The sequence below is a fragment of the Octadecabacter temperatus genome, from assembly GCF_001187845.1.
Classification (GTDB): domain Bacteria; phylum Pseudomonadota; class Alphaproteobacteria; order Rhodobacterales; family Rhodobacteraceae; genus Octadecabacter; species Octadecabacter temperatus.
In genome coordinates this window covers 2,347,203-2,368,948 of the sequence record NZ_CP012160.1, presented here as the reverse complement: position 1 = coordinate 2,368,948, position 21,746 = coordinate 2,347,203, and the positions used below count along the sequence as shown (strand labels likewise).

The 21,746-nt window shown below is 53.9% G+C and carries 16 protein-coding genes; 11 read left to right on the top strand and 5 right to left on the bottom strand.

The features are described from left to right. The first annotated feature begins 397 nt into the window (after window positions 1-397). Entirely contained in the window at window positions 398-919 is a 522-nt protein-coding gene (locus OSB_RS11875) for a DUF995 domain-containing protein (protein ID WP_049835208.1), read from the top strand. A gap of 44 nt (window positions 920-963) precedes the next feature. Here OSB_RS11875 and OSB_RS11870 read toward each other — a convergent pair whose 3' ends face one another. From OSB_RS11870 to OSB_RS11855, 4 genes are all read right to left on the bottom strand, one after another. Then, window positions 964-2,310 (bottom strand): HlyD family type I secretion periplasmic adaptor subunit, encoded by a 1,347-nt coding sequence (locus OSB_RS11870; RefSeq protein ID WP_049835207.1) that lies wholly within the window; start codon window positions 2,308-2,310, stop codon window positions 964-966. Continuing rightward, the gene (locus tag OSB_RS11865) at window positions 2,303-4,360 is read right to left on the bottom strand and encodes a type I secretion system permease/ATPase (RefSeq protein ID WP_082166463.1); all 2,058 of its coding nucleotides are present in this window, start codon (window positions 4,358-4,360) and stop codon (window positions 2,303-2,305) included. Before OSB_RS11865 ends, OSB_RS11870 begins: the two co-directional genes overlap by 8 nt. 16 nt (window positions 4,361-4,376) lie before the next feature. Next, window positions 4,377-6,395 carry a type I secretion protein ATPase gene (locus OSB_RS11860; RefSeq protein WP_234967381.1) on the bottom strand — a complete coding sequence of 673 codons (2,019 nt, stop codon included), beginning with the start codon at window positions 6,393-6,395 and terminating at the stop codon, window positions 4,377-4,379. A gap of 167 nt (window positions 6,396-6,562) precedes the next feature. Continuing rightward, the gene (locus OSB_RS11855) at window positions 6,563-8,290 is read right to left on the bottom strand and encodes a hypothetical protein (RefSeq protein WP_049835205.1); all 1,728 of its coding nucleotides are present in this window, start codon (window positions 8,288-8,290) and stop codon (window positions 6,563-6,565) included. Between the two features lie 810 nt (window positions 8,291-9,100). On the opposite strand from OSB_RS11855, the gene OSB_RS11850 reads away from it, so the two are divergent. The 7 genes from OSB_RS11850 (at window position 9,101) to OSB_RS11820 (ending at window position 15,734) form a co-directional block, all read left to right on the top strand. Then, window positions 9,101-9,817: a helix-turn-helix transcriptional regulator gene (locus tag OSB_RS11850; protein WP_234967380.1), complete on the top strand. Its 717-nt coding sequence runs from the start codon at window positions 9,101-9,103 to the stop codon at window positions 9,815-9,817. Then, complete coding sequence (locus OSB_RS11845; RefSeq protein WP_049835203.1) at window positions 9,814-10,335, top strand: hypothetical protein; 522 nt, start codon at window positions 9,814-9,816, stop codon at window positions 10,333-10,335. The genes OSB_RS11850 and OSB_RS11845 overlap by 4 nt, the downstream gene beginning before the upstream one ends. A 197-nt stretch (window positions 10,336-10,532) precedes the next feature. Continuing rightward, window positions 10,533-11,549 (top strand): UDP-glucuronic acid decarboxylase family protein, encoded by a 1,017-nt coding sequence (locus OSB_RS11840; protein ID WP_234967379.1) that lies wholly within the window; start codon window positions 10,533-10,535, stop codon window positions 11,547-11,549. Then, window positions 11,546-12,547 carry a UDP-glucose 4-epimerase GalE gene (gene galE / locus OSB_RS11835; protein ID WP_049835202.1) on the top strand — a complete coding sequence of 334 codons (1,002 nt, stop codon included), beginning with the start codon at window positions 11,546-11,548 and terminating at the stop codon, window positions 12,545-12,547. The genes OSB_RS11840 and galE overlap by 4 nt, the downstream gene beginning before the upstream one ends. Next, window positions 12,531-14,378: a glycosyltransferase family 2 protein gene (locus tag OSB_RS11830; RefSeq protein ID WP_049835201.1), complete on the top strand. Its 1,848-nt coding sequence runs from the start codon at window positions 12,531-12,533 to the stop codon at window positions 14,376-14,378. The genes galE and OSB_RS11830 overlap by 17 nt, the downstream gene beginning before the upstream one ends. A 1-nt stretch (window position 14,379) precedes the next feature. Continuing rightward, on the top strand, window positions 14,380-15,279 hold the full coding sequence (locus tag OSB_RS11825) for a glycoside hydrolase family 26 protein (protein ID WP_049835200.1): 900 nt from the start codon (window positions 14,380-14,382) through the stop codon (window positions 15,277-15,279). 260 nt (window positions 15,280-15,539) lie between these two features. Beyond that, the gene (locus OSB_RS11820; protein WP_049835199.1) at window positions 15,540-15,734 is read left to right on the top strand and encodes a hypothetical protein; all 195 of its coding nucleotides are present in this window, start codon (window positions 15,540-15,542) and stop codon (window positions 15,732-15,734) included. 37 nt (window positions 15,735-15,771) lie between these two features. Here the strand turns inward: OSB_RS11820 and OSB_RS11815 are convergent, their stop codons facing one another. Continuing rightward, window positions 15,772-17,208: an efflux transporter outer membrane subunit gene (locus tag OSB_RS11815; RefSeq protein ID WP_074202230.1), complete on the bottom strand. Its 1,437-nt coding sequence runs from the start codon at window positions 17,206-17,208 to the stop codon at window positions 15,772-15,774. Between the two features lie 274 nt (window positions 17,209-17,482). Between OSB_RS11815 and OSB_RS11810 the strand changes: the two genes are divergently transcribed. The 3 genes from OSB_RS11810 to OSB_RS11800 all read left to right on the top strand — a co-directional run bounded on the left by OSB_RS11810 (window position 17,483) and on the right by OSB_RS11800 (window position 21,683). Further along, window positions 17,483-18,922, top strand: a complete 1,440-nt coding sequence (locus tag OSB_RS11810) for an aldehyde dehydrogenase family protein (RefSeq protein ID WP_049835197.1) — start codon at window positions 17,483-17,485, stop codon at window positions 18,920-18,922. A 241-nt stretch (window positions 18,923-19,163) separates the two neighbouring features. Next, entirely contained in the window at window positions 19,164-20,366 is a 1,203-nt protein-coding gene (locus OSB_RS11805) for an aminopeptidase P family protein (RefSeq protein ID WP_049835196.1), read from the top strand. Window positions 20,367-20,588: 222 nt separating this feature from the next. Beyond that, complete coding sequence (locus tag OSB_RS11800) at window positions 20,589-21,683, top strand: ABC transporter ATP-binding protein (protein WP_049836142.1); 1,095 nt, start codon at window positions 20,589-20,591, stop codon at window positions 21,681-21,683. Window positions 21,684-21,746 lie beyond the last annotated feature (63 nt).

Here is a 21,746-nt window from a genome sequence, read left to right as displayed (position 1 = left end):
GGGCGTTTCAAGGGTACGCGTGTTGTGACGGTACGTTAAGAGTTGGAAGTTAGCCATCCGTGCCGCTGCAGCGAACGTCGGCTGCGAGTTCACGCCGAAAAAAACCAACAAGTCCGCCTTTCGTTTCTTTGCGCGTTGTTCGGCTAAATAAGTGGTGCGGGCATGGCTTTGCTGGTTAGGCAGGGAAGGATAGGACCTCTCAAAACTTGCAAAAATTGCGACGGCGTGCAACAATCACCGTCTATAAAAAGTCCCGTTTTTCTGGGGAAAGCCTTGGCTTTTCGGATATTTAGACCGAATTCTTACCGGCACTCTAATTTGATAACGACGTCATGATTGGAACGATTTTTTACTCTGCCAGTTTCGTCATGACCCAATTTTTCCGGGGGGAAATCTGATGACTGTATTGAAGTATTTAAAACCATGGAAAGCTGCACCAATCTTGATAGCGCTTTCGTTTGCGACACCTATGTTTGGTGAAAGCACAACGCGTGCGCGGATTCCGGATGGTGCGTCGCTTGCAGACCCGACTGCGCTGCTTCGGATGTTTTCGGGTCGCACGGTTGATTGGGGCGGCGGGTCGGCGGCGTTCTGGGCGGCGGATGGCACGTTTCGCGCTGTAAATCCGTCAGAGCAAAGTATTGGGTATGGAACTTGGGCCGTCACCACCGCCAGCCGGATGTGTTATGATGGTACGTGGGCTTGGCGGCAGGATTTTACGATTCAAACCCGCGAAGTTAAGGTTTGCACCCGCTATATGATTGATGCGCAAGGTCAGGTTTGGTCCACGACTGAAGGCATGGGCGGACCGTGGTTTCCGTTTTATGATGACAACCTTAATTCAGGCGATTTCGTAACCCCGAGCTTCGAAGCGACAGCCTCGACACTGGGCTTGATGCGCAGTCCGGCTGGTGGGTAACCGTGTGTATGCCGGCGCGGATGTTTGCGCCGGCAGTTATTAAATTACTGTTCCCTGAAAGCGCGGTTCATGCTGTCTGTGATCGGCTTGATCAAATACTGAAAGAATGTCCGCGCTTCTGTTTGGATCATGATTTCAGCGGGCATACCTGGGGCAGGAGCAAACCCCCGCACGCGGTCTAGCTGTTCGGGTGTAACAGAAACCCGCGCGATGTAGACTTCTTGTGGTACTTCCTGACGTCGATCTAGGATCGCATCCGCGGAGACATAGTAAACCTCTCCTTCTAGAATTGGCGTTGTTCTGGCGTTTAGGCCCGTCAAACGAACGGTCGCCATCTGTCCTTGTTGCACAACGTCAACTTCGGTGCGTGGTACGCTGACCTCGATGATCAATGGTTCACCCGTCGGGAGAATTTCGGCAATTGCTTTGCCGGATTCAATGACACCACCCGCCGTGTGATAATGCAGGGTGACAACAGTGCCGGAAACCGGTGCCACCACCTCTGAGCGTTCAAGGACGTTTTCGGCGCGGCGGGCTTGTTCGCGCACACTTTCCAGTTCGGATTGCACCAGCTGCAATTCATCCAAAGCGACGCTTTGGCGCTCGCTAACAGTTTGTTCAATCTGCGCACCGTAACGGTTTTTCACTTCGGCGATTTCATCGACCTCAGCCGTTAGTCGCCCAACTTGTCCTTCGGCCTCGGCGATCGCGCGTCTTAGGGTGTTCACCTCTGAGCGGCGGATTAGGCCACGATCTAGAAGAACTTGTTTGGCCTCCAAATCCTCATTCAAAATCTCAAGCTGGGTGTTTGTTGCGGTCAGCTGAAAGTCGTAACCTGACGCACGCACCGAAAGGGCTTCGATGCTTTGTTCAAGCAAGCCAACGTCGTTGCGTAACTGGCGTACGGCTGCGTCAAACGTAACTGTTTGGCCGTCCAGCATTGAGGCCACACCGAAATCTGATCGCAGCTCTTCGATGTGAGGCGGAAAGACGAGACGGGTTTCGCCCGCGTATTCGGCCAGTATTCGCGTTTCCATGGCCTCAAGTCGGATTTGACGTAGGAACAGTTCGCGTTCCGTTGCTAGGGCGGATGTTTCATCCAGCAACAAAATAGGCTGGCCTGCGACGACAGTATCGCCCTCGGCCACGAGGATTTCGTTGATGATTCCGCCTTCCAAGTGTTGCACGATTTTGTTGCTGCCAGTCGCCACGAAGCTGCCTTGTGCAATAACGGCCGCTGCTAGTGGGGCTTTCAATGCCCATACTCCGAAACCACCAAATGCGATGACAAAAAGCAGCAAGCCAAAGACAATGTGCCGCGAGACCGAGCGTGGCACTTCGGAATACCATTCAAGTGTTGTCGGGGCGGGAACTGTAAGAGCGTTAGACATTTGGTTGACCTCCTGCGCCGCCATTTGCCGGTGGAAGTGAGCCGCCACCAGGTTTCGTACGTTGTGCAAGTTGGGCAAGCACTTGCTGGCGGAACCCGAACGTTGCGATATTGCCGTCGGCCATCACCATGATCTTGTCGACCACGCTAAGAAGCGAAGGTTTTTGTGTGATGACGACAACTGTGATGCCGTTTTCGCCCGCGTGGCGAATGGCGTTTGCAAGGGCCTGATCACCAGCTGTGTCGAGGTTCGAGTTCGGTTCGTCCAGTACAAGAAGGCGTGGGTTCCCGAAAAAGGCACGCGCAAGCGCGATGCGTTGCTTTTGTCCACCTGACAGTGGTGAACCATCTGCCTGAACAATCGTTTCGTACCCATGGGGCAGGGTCGCGATCATGTCGTGGACATCCGCGAGAAGGGCTGCGCGGTGGACGTCTTCGTCGCGGGCACCAGCGCGCATCCGCGCGATGTTGGCTTTGATGGATCCAGGGAACAGTTGCACGTCTTGGGGCAAGTAGCCGATGTTTTCACCAAGCTGACGGGTATCCCAATTGCGCAGGTCCATCAGATCAAGGCGCACGTTGCCGGACGTCGGAAGGATTGACCCGACAAGCATCTTACCAAGGGTGGTTTTACCTGCACCTGAGTTGCCAATCACAGCAAGGGATTCACCGGGGTTTAGGCCAAAAGTCAGCCCGTTAAGAATGACCTGTTTGGTGCCCTGTGGCACGTACAGCAGGCGTTCAACATTCAAACGGCCTTCGGGATTTGGCAGCACGAGTTTCTCGAAAATTTGCACTGAATTATGCATTAAAGAACGAACCCGCCCATAGGCGGACCGTGAAATACTGTAGGCATTCCACCCCTCAATCGCGCCTTCAATCGGGGCCAATGCACGACCTGCAATGATGGATGCGGCGATCACCATGCCGCCAGTAATCTCGCCCTGAATGGCGAGGAACGCGCCCCAGCCAAGCATCGCGATTTGGGTAAGTAGGCGTGCGGCACGTGAAACGGCGGCCCATGCGATGTTGCGATCTTGGGCTTTGACTTGCGACTTTAAACTGTCAGCGGTGTCTTTTCCCCAAAGGGCAACGGCCTCTGGAACCATCGCCAAGGCGTTGATGATCTGGCTGTTACGGGACATGGAATCCAAATGCATGTTCGCTTTGCTTTGGGCCATGTTCGCGTCGGCAAAGGGTTTTGCGGTGACTTTTTGGTTGATCATCGCGATCACCATCAACAAGAGCGCGGTGGTGATAACGATCATTCCCAGATGCGGGTGAACCAAAAAAATCGCGAAAATAAACAAAGGCGCGAACGGTACGTCCAAGAAGGAAATCAATGTGCCGGACGTTAGAAATCCGCGCAATTGCTGTAAATCACCTAGCGTTTGGTATTGTCGCCCGTTGTCGTGCAGGGACGCATGGGCCGCGGCACTTAGAACCGGCGCGCCAAGACGCACGGCGACTTCAACGGCAGTTCGCATCAGAATAAACCGCCGCACCGCGTCAAAGATCGCCTGCAATACGACCGCGCCAACGATCACAGCAGTCAGCATCACAAGCGTATCGAGGGACCGGCTGGTTAGAACACGATCAGAAATCTGAAAAAGGTATATCGGGATCGCCAGAACAAGCAGATTTGTGGCGCACGTCAGCAGCATTACGAAGCTCAGGTTGCGCTTAACGACGCGCGTTCCAGCGTTGAGCTGTTGAACGAATTGGTCAGGGGCGGCGCGTTTGTGAAAGTCGGACGAACCGCCGCCACCACCACCGCCACCACCATTGCCGCCATCGGTTGGGGTAGGGGGCTTGCCGCCTGCATCTTTCTTGCGGATCGGGCCCGTGTCGCCCTCAATCAGGTCACCACCCAGCCCTTTGGCGGGGGCGGATTCGGAAACACGTTTGCTTTCAAACACTGGCGCCGCTTCCGCATGAACGCGGTCTTCTGACGTAAGCGCGAGTGGGGGAAGTTTTGCATCGGTTGCGGTTTTCGCTTCCTGCGCCTTTAGCAAGGCTTTGGCAAAGCTCTTGGTTTCGGTAACGGTCATCTACGGTAATATCCTATTAAGCCAACATCGATTGCATCACGTCGGATGACGCGGTGCTTTCAGATGCGGTTGCTACAATTGCGGTGTCTTCTGGCGCGACGTCAGGGCCCATCATGTCGTCAGCGAGGAAAGCCACGGCCTCGTTTGCGAGGGCTGGCATTGCAACGCCCAACGGGTCTGCGTCCGTGTCGATCAGATTGGCCTGATAAAGCAGGGCATCATCATAGACGTCACCGTTTACGGCGACTTGTGAATCGACGCCGAATTCGTTGATGGTCGCCGCGTTTATGGTTGCGTTTGAACCCGTGGTGACGGACGCGGTTGCGCCTGTCGTGGTCTCAAGGTTCTCCAGCGCGAGGTGCACTTGATCGGAGTCTCCCAATACATTGGTTTGCTCAATCCAGTTCACCGTTGTCAGGTCGCCTTCGATGTAGAGAACACGCAGAATTTCAGTGCCCTCAAAAACGCTGTCATGGGCGACGTTTTCATCAATATCGACGCCGCCGTTCGCAAAATTCGCGCTCGCGGAGGCGAAGTTGTCTTGCATCTCGCTGTAGCTGTCCACGCCGACGGAATTGATCGTTGCGGAATTGAACAAAAGGTTATCGCTGCCGCTTATGCCAACAGGAATATCGCCGCTAACTGTCACGGTATCATTGTCCATCAGAACATTGGTTTGGCTGATCCAATTGACGGAAATCATGCTGCCGCCGATCATGATCAGATCGTAACCATAGCCCAATTCCGCCAAATCGGTGAGATTGATAACCGTGTTGTCGCCCATGCCAATATAGGTGTTGGTGCTTCCAAAGATCAGCTCAGCGCTGTCGTCATCGGTCACAAAACTGTACTGATTTATCTGGTTGATCGCGATGAGGTCGCCGTCAATCCGTGTGACTGCCCAATTGGACGGTAACGCTAGATCTTCAGCTTCCCCGGCGACCTCTTCACCCTCCTCGGGCACCGGAGTGGTGACAGTGGCCGTAAGGGTGGCGGCGTTCATCGCAGTTGATGCGATGAGTTCGCCGAAGGTTCCGTAATCATGATCAACAAGGACGTTGACCTGTGAAATGATGTTGAGGTTTACGACGTCGCCCATGACAGAAAAAACCGGGGCGTCGAGCCAGGAAGAATTAATGATGACTTCGTTGACGAGCAGATTTGCACCCGTCACAACCTCGTGCCCATCGTCGATGTCGACGAGGTCAGTGTTACTGTAGCCGGGTGCGAGGCTTTCGAACGGATCGGGCCAATCGTAACCGTCATCTTCGTCATCCGTCGGTTCAACGGTATCGACCTCATCTTCGGCAGCCATAAACGCCGGCATCAGATCATCAAGCGTTGGAATTTCTTCGACGGCTTCACCGTTGATGTGGAGGCCGACTGCTTCGGCGTCGTGAAGAATCTTAGCTGAAACGCCGGAAAGGGTTGAACCTTCTGCAGTCGACATTTTGTCGTGCAGCGTGATGGCATCTGCGGTTGCGTTCTCACCGGGTAAGATCATCTCGGAATTTACAGGCGCTGCGATTGCCACCGCGATGGATTGATATGTCTGCAACTGCGTCAAAAATTCGGACGGGTCGGTGAAAACAGTTTCACCGTCGCCAAGCAGGATCATGTCGTTGTCGGTTAGGTAGGCATCTTGAAAGGAGATGACCACGACACTTGAAGGTGGTTCAAGCGTAAACGTGATGCGGCCTTCTGCGGAAGTCGCGAAGAATGGAAAATCGTGATTGGGCCCTGAAACAATCGGTGGAAGTTTCAGGATCGGGTAGTTCGCGCCCGAAAAGAACGGGCTGCTAATATCAGTGGTCGGATCAACCTGCGAACCTTCGGCATAACGCAATCCGGGGGTGAAACCCTCCAGCGTGTACTTGGCTTTGAACTCGATCCCCATCGCTTCTAGGGGGTCGTTTTCTGGGTCCGCTGCTGCGAGCGCTTTGAATTTGTCAAAGGCGTCGCGCATCCGTTCTTCTTCCAAGGTCGTGTGAAATATACCGACCATGTGGGCGACCATTTCGGTCATTTTATCCATTAACATCGCAGCCTCGCTTTGAGTTAATATTGGCGCTCGCCTCGAATAGTTTTTTATTGTTAGTGCGCAAAAAAATATGCGTCTGTGTTCTGAAAATTATTAAATCGAATAGTCTGAAATGGGTCTGGGCCCGGATTGCTCCGGACCCAGAAGGATTATTCTAACGCCTATGCGCCGTCGCCATCGTCGCCGATGTAGCTAGAGCTGAACGAGCCGCCGACAACTGTCATATCGACAGTGTTACCGAGCACGTTTGCACCCTGAACGATGGTCTGGTTGAACGCAGATGTATCGATCTGCGAAGCAGCAGAAGCAAAGCTCTCACCAGTGACATAACCGTCGTCACCGTTGTTTGAGCCCCACATGCCAGCGTTTCCGCCGTCACCGCCACCGCCAGCAAAAGCGTCACCGCTTGCGCCGCCAGTACCGCCGCCAGCTTGGACGCCGCCAACCTGAGCTTGGCCACCGAATGCGTTACCAGTGTCACCGCCCCAAGCGTGTCCGCCATAGCCGTCACCACCAGCACCAGCCGTCGCAGTGTTCATGCCACCGTTACCAGCTGTTGCATTCCAAGCGCCGGATGCTGCACCAGCGTCGCCGCCGTTGCCGCCAGTAGCGTCACCAGATCCAGCCATTCCAGCGCCCATACCTGTAGCGCCAGACGACGCGTCTGCATCACCTGCGTTACCGCTTGTGCCAGTTCCAGTGCCTACACCGGTTCCAGTTGCATCCGCATCGGCATCCGCATCAGCAGAACCATCGTCGTCCTTGCCTTTACCGTGGCCACCTTTGAACGGGCTCCAGCCGCCGGATCCACCTGCATCTGCATCCGCATCGGCATCCGCATGTGCGCCACCAAGACCAAGGCCGATTCCGCCGGCATCACCGGAGTCTCCGCCATCAGCGTTCGCATCGGACAGTGCTGCACCAAGGCCGAGACCTGCAGCTACAGATCCAGCGTTTCCGGCTTCTCCGCCAGTTGCGCCTGCACCAGAGGATGCGCCGCCAAGACCGACACCAAGACCGACTGCAGTGGCATCACCACCGTCGTCACCTTCGCCACCAGCTGCTTTGGCTTTTCCACCGTCACCGGATGTTCCACCGCCCGCTGCTGCATGGCCACCGAAGCCCATGCCACCAAGTGCTGATCCGCCAGTTGCGTAAGCTTCGCCGTCGCCCTTGCCACCATCTGCTCCCGCAGAGATGCCATCGTCAGCTTTTGCGTGACCACCTGAAGAGGTGTTGGTCTGCTGCAGGTTGCCGCTGTTTGACACGTGATCGAGTGTGTCGTTGTCAGTCAGCTTGTTGGACTGAGCGTTCACAGTCGCAGAGTCGTTGCCAGCACCGTTCAGAGCATCGTTAAGGATGTCTTCGAGGTTCATGTCATCGCCTGGGCTGTAGTTAATGCCACCCTCGGCCATGATGATGTCACCTGTCGAAGAGTGGCTCAGGTCGACGTCAGCAAAGTCGTTGTCGTCTGGCATGTACCCATCGAAATCCAGATCGATATCAACATCGACATCAACGTCAGTATCTGAAGCGTTTGAGTTTGAGTTATGGTTACCGTTGAGGTTTCCGTTCAGGTTACCGTTTCCGTTCAGGTTCCCGTTACCGTTCGAGCTGGCATTCGCATTGGAGTTGCCGTTCCCGTTTTCATTACCGTTTCCGTTACCGTTCAGGTTTCCGTTACCATTCAGGTTACCGTTGCCGTTGCCGTTCATATTCCCGTTGTCGTTATCGTTTTCGCTAGAGGAATGCTGGGATTGGCCTTGACCTTGAAGCTGAGCCTGAAGCTCTGCTTGCGCCTGAAGTTGCGCCTGATCCTGATCTTGGTCCTGATCTTGGTTACCGTTGCCGCCCATAGGGGGCATCATGAAATTTCTATTGCTAGACATTGTTGTATCTCCGTAAAATTACACCTACGGGATCGTCACTCTATCTAAGACGACCAACGTGCAGATGATGTTTTGGTTTGAAGTTCAATTTGGGAACGTCGGACGATGACTCGATCCAAGGTTCACCCAGTATGTGACTGTCTGTTTGTTTTCGTTCGCGGGCCCCCCAAGGTCTAATTTCCAACGTCAGGTGGCAGCGAGGTGATTCGGGCTAATTCGCCCCCTAGTTGCAACCTTCGCCAACTCCGAATGCGGTGTCGGCCATCACGCAAATTCGTGACTGCCCTAGGTTGGTTCGATCAAAGGCGATCGGGAAGCTGGACAATGTGTTAATGATCTTGGCGCAGGGTAGGGCGTTGATTTTTGGGCGTTAAATCGCAGAAGGTTAACAAAAGGTTTAGATCGCGGATCAATTTATCCACAGTCCCTTAGGTTATCTGGTCGGTGATAAACTTGAGTTTTTGCAAACGGTTACAAAAAATTCATTCGGCAAATGCTTTGGATTAGGGTAAGTTACCCCCACGTAAAGCTTTAGATCAGGCCGACGACATTATTGATCGTTCTGATTATTTTCGACTTCGTGATTTGCTGTTTTGGCAAATTATCAGGCTTCCGACGGGTTATTTTACCCAATTCTTGGAAGCTTCGTTCACTGTCTGAGGGCAGTTTGAGTACTAGTGTAGGACGCGCAATGTGGGACTTAACCCGCACTGTGTTGATCCGTTGTTTGTTGATCGGAACAGGTTTCCGGTTTGGAGACGCCGTAATTTAATCGGTGGGATGGGACTGAAGTATTTAACGGGTGACGATATGAAACATGATGAGATTTTGAATTCCAAATCTGCAACGGGCGTGTTTGTGGGAGACGCGCTTGGCTTTTCGGATACGATGCTTTCGATCGCGGAAACCGAGTTTCCTTGCATGGCTTGCTTGCGAACAGCACAGGTGAACGATCTGCTTTTGTTGGGTAAGGAACGCGCCGATGCGGTGCGGCTTATCGCAGTGGACGAAGCGATGATTGGCAAATTGACAGCCGTTCTGCCGCAACTGCTTGAAGCGTTTCCTTTTGCGAGCATTGTCTTGGCGTATCGACGTCGGAGTGTTGCACGGAATTTCCTGGCTGAAATCTACGTTAACCCGTCATGGGGTAAGATAGGATTTCTTCCGATGAATTTGAACGTGGATGGTTGGTTGTCCGTTTTACGTCTTATTACGTCGGGCGAATGTTATGTCCCGTCAGAACTGATGATCCCCAAAACACCCACACCTGTTGCAGCTGATCAAACGATCACTGAACCGCAACAAGACGAAAAGGTGGACCTGCTGGATGATGTCAAGCTGACAACACGGGAGCTGCAGGTTCTAAAATCAGCGGCGAGCGGGATGCAAAACAAGAACATCGCTGATGAATTGCAGCTGTCCCAACATACTGTGAAGCTGCACATGCATCACATCATTGCCAAGCTGGGCGTGCACAACCGAACGGAAGCCGCGAATTGGTATCATGGCCACAAGCTGTCGTCATGAAGCGTGCCGTTGTCGATATCAGTAAGCGGGATGGCGCCGTCGATTTTGACGCGTTTCTGCTGCTGATCGGCAAGCTCAACTATTCTTGGACAAACACGGAAAGCCTGTTGATCCATTTGATCGCAGGGCTTTCGGATATGGATAAGGAAATCGCGACCGTCGTTTTCCTTACCTTGAACACCACACGCGCGCGGATCGACATGGTTGAACGGCTTTCAAAATTGGACCGCGTAGACAAAGTTGAACGCGAGCGCGTGTTGGAATTAACCGGACGAATTCAACGCCAGTCCGCGCTACGTAACCGCTATAACCATTGTATTTACGCCTTCGATAACGAAGGTGAAAACCCTCGCTCTATTCTGATGCGCATCGCGGATCGCAAAGACAAACTCATGATGGGGCAAGTAAATGACCTTGATGCGGCCGCCGCCGAAGCGGTCAAAGCTGCAATCGCTGAATTGAGGTCAATCAATCGCGATATCTGGAAAACCGTGAGCGATTTCAATTATCCCGACTGACCCAAGCCAAACAATGCTATCCTTATTGTTAGCTTACCCCAATCCCCCCTTCGTCCTACGGTTTACATAGATTTTAACGCGCCTTGGGGCTGATTTTATTGCCCTGGTGCCTTGGGATGTTCGCATATTTAGCGGTCAGTCATCCTTCAAACGAGGCAACATTTTTGACAAGGCCTATTGTTTCGGGGGGAACAGTGGTGACGATATTTACAACGGATTTTTACCAACAAAAGTGTGGTGACGAAAAGCGTATCCTCGTGGCTGGCGGTGCCGGGTTTCTTGGCGGGCACCTGTGCGAGACGCTTCTTGAAGATGGGCACTGGGTTGTGTGTGTCGACAACTTTCTGACGGGCCGTCTTTGTAATGTTGAGAAGCTTTTTAGCCACCCTCGATTCACGCTCGTTAGTCATGATATCGTCGACGAGCTGCCCGAGATCGGGGCTGTTGATCAGATCTACAATTTGGCTTGCGCGGCTTCTCCGCCAAAGTATCAAGAGAACCCACTACATACGTTCAAGACCAATGTTTACGGCGCGATGAATTTGCTTGATCTAGCTGAGCGTTGGGGCGCGACAATTCTACAGTCATCCACGTCTGAAGTGTACGGCGACCCAGATATCAGTCCGCAGCCCGAAGGATACCACGGCAACGTCAACACAGTTGGGCCACGGTCATGTTATGATGAAGGTAAGCGCGCCGTTGAGACGCTGTTTTATGAATATCACCAGCAACGGGGCGTCAGCACCCGGATCGCGCGGATATTCAACACCTATGGCCCGCGTATGTCGCCAAGCGACGGTAGGGTCGTTTCCAACTTTGTCGTTCAAGCATTGGCGGGGGCTGACGTCACAGTTTACGGCGACGGCAGCCAGACACGTTCGTTTTGCTATCTGAGCGATATGATTTGCGGCTTGATGGCCTTGATGAATGCAACCGACGCAGTGTGCGAACCGGTCAATCTTGGCAATCCAACCGAATTCACAGTCCTACAGTTGGCCGAAACAGTGATTGAAACGCTAACCTCGACCTCAAAGCTTCGCTTCGTGGAATTGCCACAGGACGACCCCAAACAGCGCAAACCAAACATCACCCGCGCGAATGAGGTTTTGGGCTGGGCGCCGCGTGTGACGCTCGCTGAAGGTCTTGCGCAAACAATCCCATATTTTGCAATGGAGGCGGGCTTGGTTCCTCAAGCGTCGATGGCGGCAGAGTGACATCTAAGGGGTCCATATGTTTGACTGGCGGGGCGGGCTACATCGGTAGCCATGCGTGTCTTGCCTTGGCGGCGCGTGGGATCAAACCGCTGACCATCGACAACCTGTCCACGGGATCACGTGATGCCGTTCGTTGGGGGTCGCTCGTTAATCTGGATCTTCGCGATACGGAACGGGTTACCGATGCTTTGATCAAACACAACGTCGATACAGTGCTGCATTTTGCGGCCTCCGCCTATGTGGGCGAGTCTGTCACAGATCCTTTGAAATACTATGACAACAACGTCGGTGGGATGCTGTCCCTTCTCACCGCCTGCGCAGCTGCTGGAGTTAAAACGTTTGTCCTGTCCAGCAGCTGTGCGACTTATGGCATTCCCGATCAAATCCCTGTCGATGAAACCACGCCGCAACGCCCCATCAATCCGTATGGGATGACCAAACTGATGTGTGAGCAGATGCTGATGGACGTCGCGCCACAGACTGACATGGCATACGGCATCTTGCGGTATTTCAATGTCGCAGGAGCGGACGTTAGTGGCACTTTGCGGGAAAACCATGATCCCGAAACCCATCTCATTCCGCTTACGATATTCGCGGCCATTGGACGAACCCCGCTGCTGAAACTGTTCGGCGGTGACTATGACACGCCGGACGGCAGCTGCATTCGCGACTACGTTCATGTGTCCGACCTTGCTCATGGGCATATCTTGGCGTTCGAGCACCTTCGCGCAAATGGTGGGAACCTTACCGTTAATCTGGGCAGCGGGCAGGGTGCGTCTAACTTTGAAATTGTCGAAATGGTTGAGAAGGTCACAGGATGTAATGTGCCTGTTGAGGTTGCCCGACGTCGTATTGGTGATCCGCCCGTGTTGGTGGCAGATGCATCACTTGCACGCGAAATGCTTGGATTCGTGCCGCAGCGATCTGACCTTACGACAATCGTGACGGATGCGGTTCGCAGCATGGGAATGGAGGCCGCCCATGCGATTTCTGCCTAAACCTTCCGCAAACCAATCCCAATTCCGCGAGGCCGTCCTTACGGGGCGCACCCGCGTGAAATACCGCGTATTTGTTACTGTCTGGCTCGTTGCGGCGGGTTTCTTTTGGGCGTGGTGGTTGCGACCAGAACATAACATCGGCTTGGCGCGATATGTGTTGGTCAGCGCATGCCTGTTCTGGGTGTTCTTCCTCCAAATCTATTTCATCGCGATGTTCATGCGTGCGCAACAGGTTGCGAAATCCGCGAAAGATCTCGTTGCACCACGTGTCGCGATGGTCGTGACCAAAGCCCCTGCAGAGCCCTTTTACGTGGTGCGCGAAACGCTTCTGGCGATGCTTGCGCAGGATGTAAAACATGACACTTGGTTGGCGGACGAAGACCCGCAGCCCGAAACGATTGCATGGTGCGAAGCGAATCGTATCAAGATTTCGACACGCAAAGGCGTAGACGAATACCACCAACCAAATTGGCCACGTCGCACGCGTTGCAAAGAAGGTAACCTTGCGTATTTCTATGACCACTACGGGTATGAGGGTTATGATTTTGTTGCTCAACTGGATGCGGACCATGTCCCGCAGCCAGGTTACCTGTGCGAAATTTTGCGGCCATTTTCTGACCCGTCGATTGGGTACGTCAGTGCGCCAAGCATTTGCTCACAAAACGCAAACATCAGTTGGGCCGCGCGGACACGTTTGCACGCCGAGGCTATGTTTCACGGGGTGTTGCAGGCGGGGTATTCTAACGGATGGGCGCCCATGTGCATCGGGTCACACTACGCCGTACGCACACAAGCACTTCGCGAGATTGGAGGACTCGGGCCAGAGCTGGCCGAAGATCATTCAACCTCGATGCTGATGAACGCAGGCGGCTGGCGCGGCATGCACGCGATGGACGCGATTGCGATTGGGCAGGGGCCCGCCAACCTAGCGGATCTGGTCACGCAAGAATTTCAATGGTCGCGTAGCCTCGTGACGCTATTGTTGGCGCATACGCCACGCTACTTTCGTGCGCTGCCTGCGCGCCAAAAATTCCAATTCGTTTTCTCGCAACTTTGGTACCCGATCTTTGCCGTTTTCATGGCTGTTATGTTCGCGCTGCCGATTGTTGCGTTGCTATTCGACGTCCGCTTTGTCGGGGTGACTTACCCAGCTTTTATCGCACATGTATTGCCGTCTATCGCTGTGCTTGTCTGGCTTGCCTATCTCATTCGGGCCGACGGGTTTTTTAGACCCTTTGATGCCAAAGTGCTTGGCTGGGAAAAGGCGTTGTTCGCGGCATTGCAATGGCCGTGGGTGCTGTGGGGCTGTTTGATGGCAACTTGGGATAAACTGTCGGGTAAGTTTGTCGACTTCCGCGTGACACCCAAGGGCGAGGCTGCATCGTCGGTGGTGTCGTGGTCAGTGCTGCTGCCGTATTTCGCGTTGGCGCTTGGGTCTTTGGTGCCAGTGTTGCTTGCGACCAATGTTCAGGACGCTGCTGGGTTCTACATCTTTGCGCTGATCAACGCTGTCATCTACACCAGCTTGTTCGCGATCATCATTGTCAATCATCTGCGCGAAAACCCAAGCAGGCAGTACCAGCTTAGTAAGCACGCTTTGGCGCAATTCGCGGCCGTTGCCGTGCTTGGCGGTGCGATTGGCTATGGCTTGGTCATGCAGGGGCGTGATGCGGCGATCGCGTTGGCGACGACGAGCGGCGACCTACAATTCTTGCAGTCCGGCTACGTGGTGGCTGGTGCTGGGCAGGGCAATTACGGGAACCTGCACGTTTCTTACAATTCAAATTGGTTTTCGGACCTTTTACAAACCCGAAATAGAGGAGGGGAATAAGATGTCATTCACTAATCATAAACAACCTATGAACGCGGCGGCACTTGTTGCCGCTCTTATGGCCGGATCAACGGCCGTTGCGCAATCTCTGCCACCGGGGGACATTCCATTTGGGGTGTTTGATCCAGGTGGCGACTATAGCGATGTCCAAGGCGTTGCGATCGAACACCTGTTCCTGCCTTGGGAAGATGTTTTCCTGCCCAGCCTTGCGGAAGCGGAAACCTATACCTCCGCGCGTGATCGCGCGCTTTTGGTGACGATTGAGCCGTGGACATGGACACGTGATGAACGCAATTCTCCGTCGGTTTTACAAAACGGCATTGCGTCAGGTGCATACGATGAAACGATGGATACGGTTTGCTCCGCGCTCAGCGCGCTTGATCGCCCGCTTACGATCCGGTGGGCACAAGAAATGGACGACGAAAGTGGTCAGTTCATTTGGGCTGGGTGGGAACCGCAAGACTACGTCTATGCGTATAAGCGCATGATCGATGTGTGCCGAAACGCGGCACCAGATGCTGCGTTCATGTGGTCCCCGTTAGGGTTCGAAAACATGGCCGATTTCTACCCAGGCGATGATTACGTCGATGTCGTCGGGCTGTCTGTCTTCAGTCTTGGCCCGTGGGAAGAGCAAGTGTTGGGTGAGAAGCAATCTTTCGATGACATCTTCGCGCCGCGCTACGAACGCGCGCTTGCGTTCGAAAAACCCATCATGGTGGCCGAGCTTGGTTTTGTTGGGGACGCTGAGCATATGGCGATGTGGGAGGCGGATGTACGTAGCAAAGCCGCGCTTTATCCGGAACTCGACGCGGTTGTGTATTTCAACCAGCAAGAGGTCTATCCATGGCCGAACGACTTCGGTTTACCAGATTGGCGTCGCACGCAGCAGGGGCTGAACTGATGTATTTCCTAACATCGCCGCAAACTAGGCGGCAAATCGCCATCTAAAAGGCCAGCACTGCAAAAACACCTATCGTATTGAGTTCGCGTTGCTTCTTGGCAGGGGCGACGAACACACGCGTTCATCCAATCGGCTTTTGAGTCACGTTCACAGGTTTTGAAATCCCGCTGGCTTGACCGTTTAGGGGTTTTTAAGGCATTTCTTCAAATATTGACGAGGGTTGCGGACTTCAAATGTGACCCCGATTTGAGGAGAACGCAGTGACGAATTTTATTGAACGGCCTTCGGGCCGACTGTTCGCAATTGGGCTTGCCGGCATTTTCAGCCTGACACTTTCGACATCACCAACGATGCTTGCTGCACAAACGGCAAATACCGCGACGACCACGGGCAGCGGGACATATGTTTGCACGCCTGCAGGTTTCGGTAATCCATCACGGTGCTATCGCCGTTAACCGGATCATGCCCGCCAGATTACAGGCGGGCATCAGATCAATTGTTTTCGCCAGATACAAGAACCGTCCCCTCAAGACCCAATGGATCTGATGGTAGGACAGGTGCCTGACCTTCGGCGTCAAACGTCATTCCTTCAACATTCCAGCCGTGCCCAGTCGCAACTTGCACACGCATCCAGCTGAGCGCGTAGTTGCGACGTGCGTCCGCGAGGGCCATGCGGTTGCTGGCGTTAATGCGTTCTGCGTCTAAGACATCCGTAAGGGTCGCTTCGCCGAGGCGATAAGACTCTCGTGACAGACGCAGTACGGATCGGGATGCTGTCGCGGCCCGCTCAAGATGTTGAATTTGGCGGTTCCAGTTCCGGCACAGCGTAAGCGCGACTTGGACTTCCTCAACTGCGATAAGAACACCATTCCGCCAGTCCAGTTCAGAACTGCGTGCAGCGGATTGCGCGATCTGTTGGCGGGCACGCAAAAAACCGCGGTTCAAAACCGGAAGGCTAAGGAGTGGGCCAAAAGACCAACCGTCTGCTGTGCCAGCTGCGATCGTTCCGCTTAGTTGGACCGATGGGTATAACTGAGCTTCAGCGACGCCAATTTGTGCTGTCGCTGCCGCGAGGTTTCTTTCCATAACGCGCAAATCTGGTCGGTTACGCAGCAAATCTGCGGGCAAACCTACGTTGGTAAAGCCATGCGGGTGCGGTTGGGGTGCGCCCGATTGCATTTGTTCCAATAGGGGGGATGCGGGTTCGGCGAGTAAGGTTGCGATGTGGAAAACATTCACCTCAAAGTTCGCCACGAAGACCGGCAGCGGTGCCTGCGCGGACGCAAGAAGGGAGCGCGCTTGTTGAACTTCGAGTTCGGTCGCCTCTTCAACGGAGCGCCGCTCGTTCACAATTGCCAGCGTTTGTCTGCGGCTTGCGATGGTTTGACGCGTGATTGCAGCGGCTTCTTGATTGTAGCGCGCTTGAATATAGCTGTTTGTCAGATCCGCGAGGTAAGCAAGGCGGATCGTCCCAACATCAAGCTGGGCAGCTTCTAGGTTCGCGATTGAACGTTCCTGTTCGCGCGCGAAACCGCCAAATAAGTCAATAACATAACCGGCATTTATTGCGAGGTTGTTGGTTGTGTCGGAACCGCTGCTGTCACCTCGTTGCTGGACAGCTGCAGGAAGCGCGCCGTTGGATTGTGCGTTTGTGCCTGTCTGCCCTAACCGTGCGTTTGCCGCTGTGATCCGTTCCAACGCCGAGCGCACGTTAAGGTTTTGTTGCGCACCGCGTGAGACTAACTCATTCAAAATAGGGTCATTCAAGCGCTGCCACCACGGGTCAGCGTTTGCATTTGATAAAGTGCTGTCGCCGCCTAACATGAACGTTGGTGTCACGTCCATTGTTGGGACTTCGTAATTTGGTCCGACCACTGAGCAACCTACTAATACAACGATGCTGCCAGCGGATAAAATAATCCTGATCATCTGTTCTGCCTGCTAAAAACTGCATTTTTCTTATATAATTGCTGCAATTTGCGAAAAACATTGTGGCAGAATTGGGGCAGAACTGTCGTTTTTGGGAAGGCGATGCATTCTGAAGACACCTAGGGTTGTGTGACTTAACCGGATTATTACATCTGCCGGCCACTCATTGGGACCACTGTGACCCAGTGTGAGCGATTTAATTTTTACGATTTGGCTTGCACGGGGCGCCCGTCGTGTTGATGTACGTTTTGAGAGAATTGAAAGGGTTGGAAAAATGGACAACGCGCGTAACTTTTACATTGATGGCAAATGGGTCGCTCCGATTGCTGGAACTGATTTTGATGTGATCGACCCGTCGACCGAGGAGGCCACTTCTGTGATCTCTTTGGGTGGTCAGGCTGACACCGATGCTGCCGTTGCCGCTGCGAAGGCTGCGTTCCCGAAATGGCGCATGTCCTCCAAAGCCGAGCGCCTTGAGTTGATGGAAAGCATTCTTGAGATTTACATGCGCCGTTCCGATGAGATGGGCGAAGTCATCAGCCGTGAAATGGGTGCGCCAATTGATATGTCCAAGGTGCAGCAATCCGGCACCGGTTCGTATCACCTCAACGCGTTTATCCAAGCGCTGAAGGAATTTGAATTCGAAGGCCCGCTGCGCGCTGGCGACGAAAGCACGCATATCATTCACGAACCGATTGGTGTCTGTGCACTGATCACGCCGTGGAACTGGCCGATGAACCAGATCACGCTAAAGGTAATCCCTGCGTTGGCAACGGGCTGTACGATGGTGTTGAAACCGTCCGAACAATCCCCGCTGTCCGCGACCCTGTTCAGCGAAATTATGCATGAGGCCGGTGTTCCTGCTGGCGTGTACAACATGCTGAACGGCGACGGTGTTGGCGTTGGTAGCCAGCTGTCTGTTCATAAAGACGTCGACATGGTTAGCTTCACGGGGTCTACTCGCGCGGGGCAAGCGATCACGATTGCCGCAGCTCCAACTGTCAAACGTGTTAGCCTTGAGCTGGGCGGGAAGGGCGCGAACATTGTGTTTGCAGATGCCGATCCAAAGGCCGTTCAACAAGGCATTGCACGTTGTTTCAATAACACGGGCCAGTCCTGTAACGCGCCGACGCGCATGCTGGTTGAACGCTCTCGTTACGATGAAGCTGTTGAGCAAGCGGTCGCAGCGGCGAACGCAACAAAGGTCAATCCAGCTGCGAACGAAGGGCAGCACATTGGTCCGCTCGTTTCCGAGATGCAGTTCAACAAAGTGCAGGACCTGATCCAAAAAGGCATCGATGAGGGTGCGAACCTTGTTGCCGGTGGCGTTGGCCGCCCTGAGGGTTTGAACCGCGGGTTCTTTGTGAAGCCGACTGTTTTTGCAGACTGCAACAACGACATGAACATTATGCGCGAAGAGGTCTTCGGGCCTGTCTTGTCCATGATGCCGTTCGACACCGAAGAAGAGGCGATCGCTATTGCCAATGACACGGATTACGGTTTGACCAACTACATTCAAACAACTGATGCAGAAAAAGGCCGCCGTGTCGCACGCGAAATGCGTACCGGTATGGTTGATATGAATGGTAAAGGCCGTGGGTCCGGTTCTCCGTTTGGGGGCATGAAGCAGTCCGGAAATGGACGCGAAGGCGGCAAGTGGGGCTTGGACGAATTCGTTGAGGTCCGCGCTATCGGCGGCTGGCCTGTCGAATAATCGATTCTAAGACAGCAAAACGAAATGATCCGGCCTTCCTAACGGGAGGCCGGATTTTTCTTGCCCGACTCAGCGTTTCAGAATTACGTTCGCCCAAAGGGCCAGCGATGGCGTCGCTTCATTTCAAATTGCGCCCTTCATTTGTCCTGAACGCCGGGATCTTGCTTTGTCGCATTGCGCGCAGGGGAAGGTTTCGGCCCTCCTCGCAAAGCTTAGGTTTTTATCGCGAAGGAGTCCTTTCATGGATCGCCCACAGCACTATCGTTTTCACCAAGGGGACAAGGTCCTGCCGTTCGCGGACGCTGAGTATGAAACCCGCCTTACCAAGCTGCGCAACAGCATGGCTGACTTGGGTGTGGATGCCTGCGTATTCACGTCGATGCACAACATCGCCTACTATTCCGGCTTTCTGTATTGTGCGTTCGGGCGGCCATATGCGCTTGTCGTGACGGCAACTGATAACGTCACAATGTCGGCTGGGATTGACGCAGCACAACCGTTCCGCCGTGGGTATGGCGATAACATCACTTACACCGATTGGCAGCGAAACAACTACTGGCGTGCCATTCAATCCGTGGCCGGATCTGGCAAGGATATTGGATATGAGGGCGACCATCTAAGCCTTGCGCAAAAGGCGCTTATGGACGAATTTCTGACGCCCAAGTCGTCAATGGACATCGCCCCGACAACGATGAAGCAGCGGATGCACAAATCGGCAGCCGAGATTGACTTGATCCGCGCGGGTGCAAATGTGGCTGATGTCGGTGGCTATGCCATCAAAGACGCGATCAAGGTTGGCGTGCGTGAGATTGACGTTGCGATGGCAGGGCGCGATGCGATGGAGCTTGAGATCGCCAAGCGCTTTCCTGATGCGGAATACCGCGACACGTGGGTTTGGTTTCAATCGGGCATCAACACAGACGGGGCGCATAACCCTGTCACATCCCGTAAACTTGAGCGTGGGGATATCCTCAGCCTCAATACATTCCCGATGATTTCTGGCTATTACACTGCACTCGAGCGCACCATGTTTGTCGGCGAAGTCGACGACGCGAGCCTGAAGATATGGGAAGCAAACGTCGCGGCCCATGAGTATGGCATGTCGCTGTTGGTTCCCGGTGCGAGCTGCAGCGAGATAACGCATAAGATTAACGATTTTTTCGCTGAACGTGATTTGTTGCAGTACCGCACATTCGGTTACGGTCACTCGTTTGGCGTGCTGTCCCACTATTACGGGCGCGAAGCGGGGCTTGAGTTGCGCGAAGATATCGACACGGTTCTTGAGCCGGGCATGGTGATCTCGATGGAGCCGATGCTGACGATAGGCGACGGAAATCTAGGCGCTGGCGGCTACCGTGAACATGATATCCTTGTGATCAATAAGGACGGCAACGAGAACATCACGGGCTATCCATATGGACCCGATTTCAACGTGGTCGGCTAAAATGAAAGAATCTAGGGTGTACGGCCATCTGGACGTACATCCGCACAAATTGCGGGCAACGCGCCAAATCGCAGCCAAAATCGTCGTCAAATTGGTAAATTGCGCGCCATTTGACTTCGAATACTTGGTTGTATTCCGCGCACTAGTCTATCAGGCTGGTAGCCGACAGTGAAATATCACGTCGCGCACATGCGCACCGGTCCGAAGGGGGAAACGGCAAAAATGGTAGATACTCAATCGGCATTTGTTGCTTTCGAGCGGGTTCAGAAGAGCTATGACGGTGAAGTTCTCGTCGTGAAGGACCTGAATCTTTCAATGCCGAAGGGCGAGTTTCTGACGATGCTTGGGCCATCTGGATCCGGCAAAACGACCTGCCTTATGATGCTCGCTGGGTTTGAAACTGCCACGCACGGCGATATCCTGCTAGACGGTGTCTCAATTAACAACATCCCACCGCATAAGCGCGGCATCGGCATGGTGTTCCAGAACTACGCGTTGTTCCCGCATATGTCGGTTGCCGAAAACCTGTCCTTCCCGCTTGAGGTCCGCAAGATCGGTAAGTCCGAGCGTGAGGAAAAAGTCATGCGCGCGCTGGGCATGGTTCAGATGCAAGATTTCGCTGGCCGTCGTCCGGCACAGCTTTCCGGTGGTCAGCAACAGCGCATCGCGCTTGCACGTGCGTTGGTGTTTGAACCTGAGCTGGTGCTGATGGATGAACCGCTTGGAGCGCTCGACAAACAGTTGCGCGAAACGTTGCAGTTCGAAATTACCAACCTCGCGCATGAGCTGGGGATCACCACGGTTTACGTGACCCACGACCAAACAGAAGCCCTGACAATGTCAGACCGTGTTGCCGTGTTCGATGACGGTCGTATTCAACAGCTCGCGCCGCCAGATCAGCTTTATGAGCAGCCCGAAAACAGCTTCGTTGCGCAGTTCATTGGTGAGAACAACACGCTGGAAGGCGTGGTGACCAAAATCAAAGGCGACACTTGCGAAGTGAAGCTCGACAGTGGTGACATTATCGATGCGGTTCCGGTGAACGTGTCCGAGGTCGGTGAGCGCACACGCGTTTCTATTCGCCCTGAGCGCGTTGAGTTCAACCGTGAGCGCCTGCACGCTGATGCCCACACACTGAAAGCCGAAGTGCTTGAGTTCATCTACATGGGCGATATTTTCCGTACACGACTGCGCGTTGCTGGAACGGATGAGTTCGTGATCAAGACACGTAATGCGCCTGACCAAAAACGCCTGAAACCCGGCGAGATGATCGAAATCGGGTGGATGGCAGAAGATTGCCGAGCGCTGGACGCGTAATCGTTCAACGTTCGATCAAACAGCATGGCCGTTGCCCGGATGGTCACGCTGAAACGTATAAAA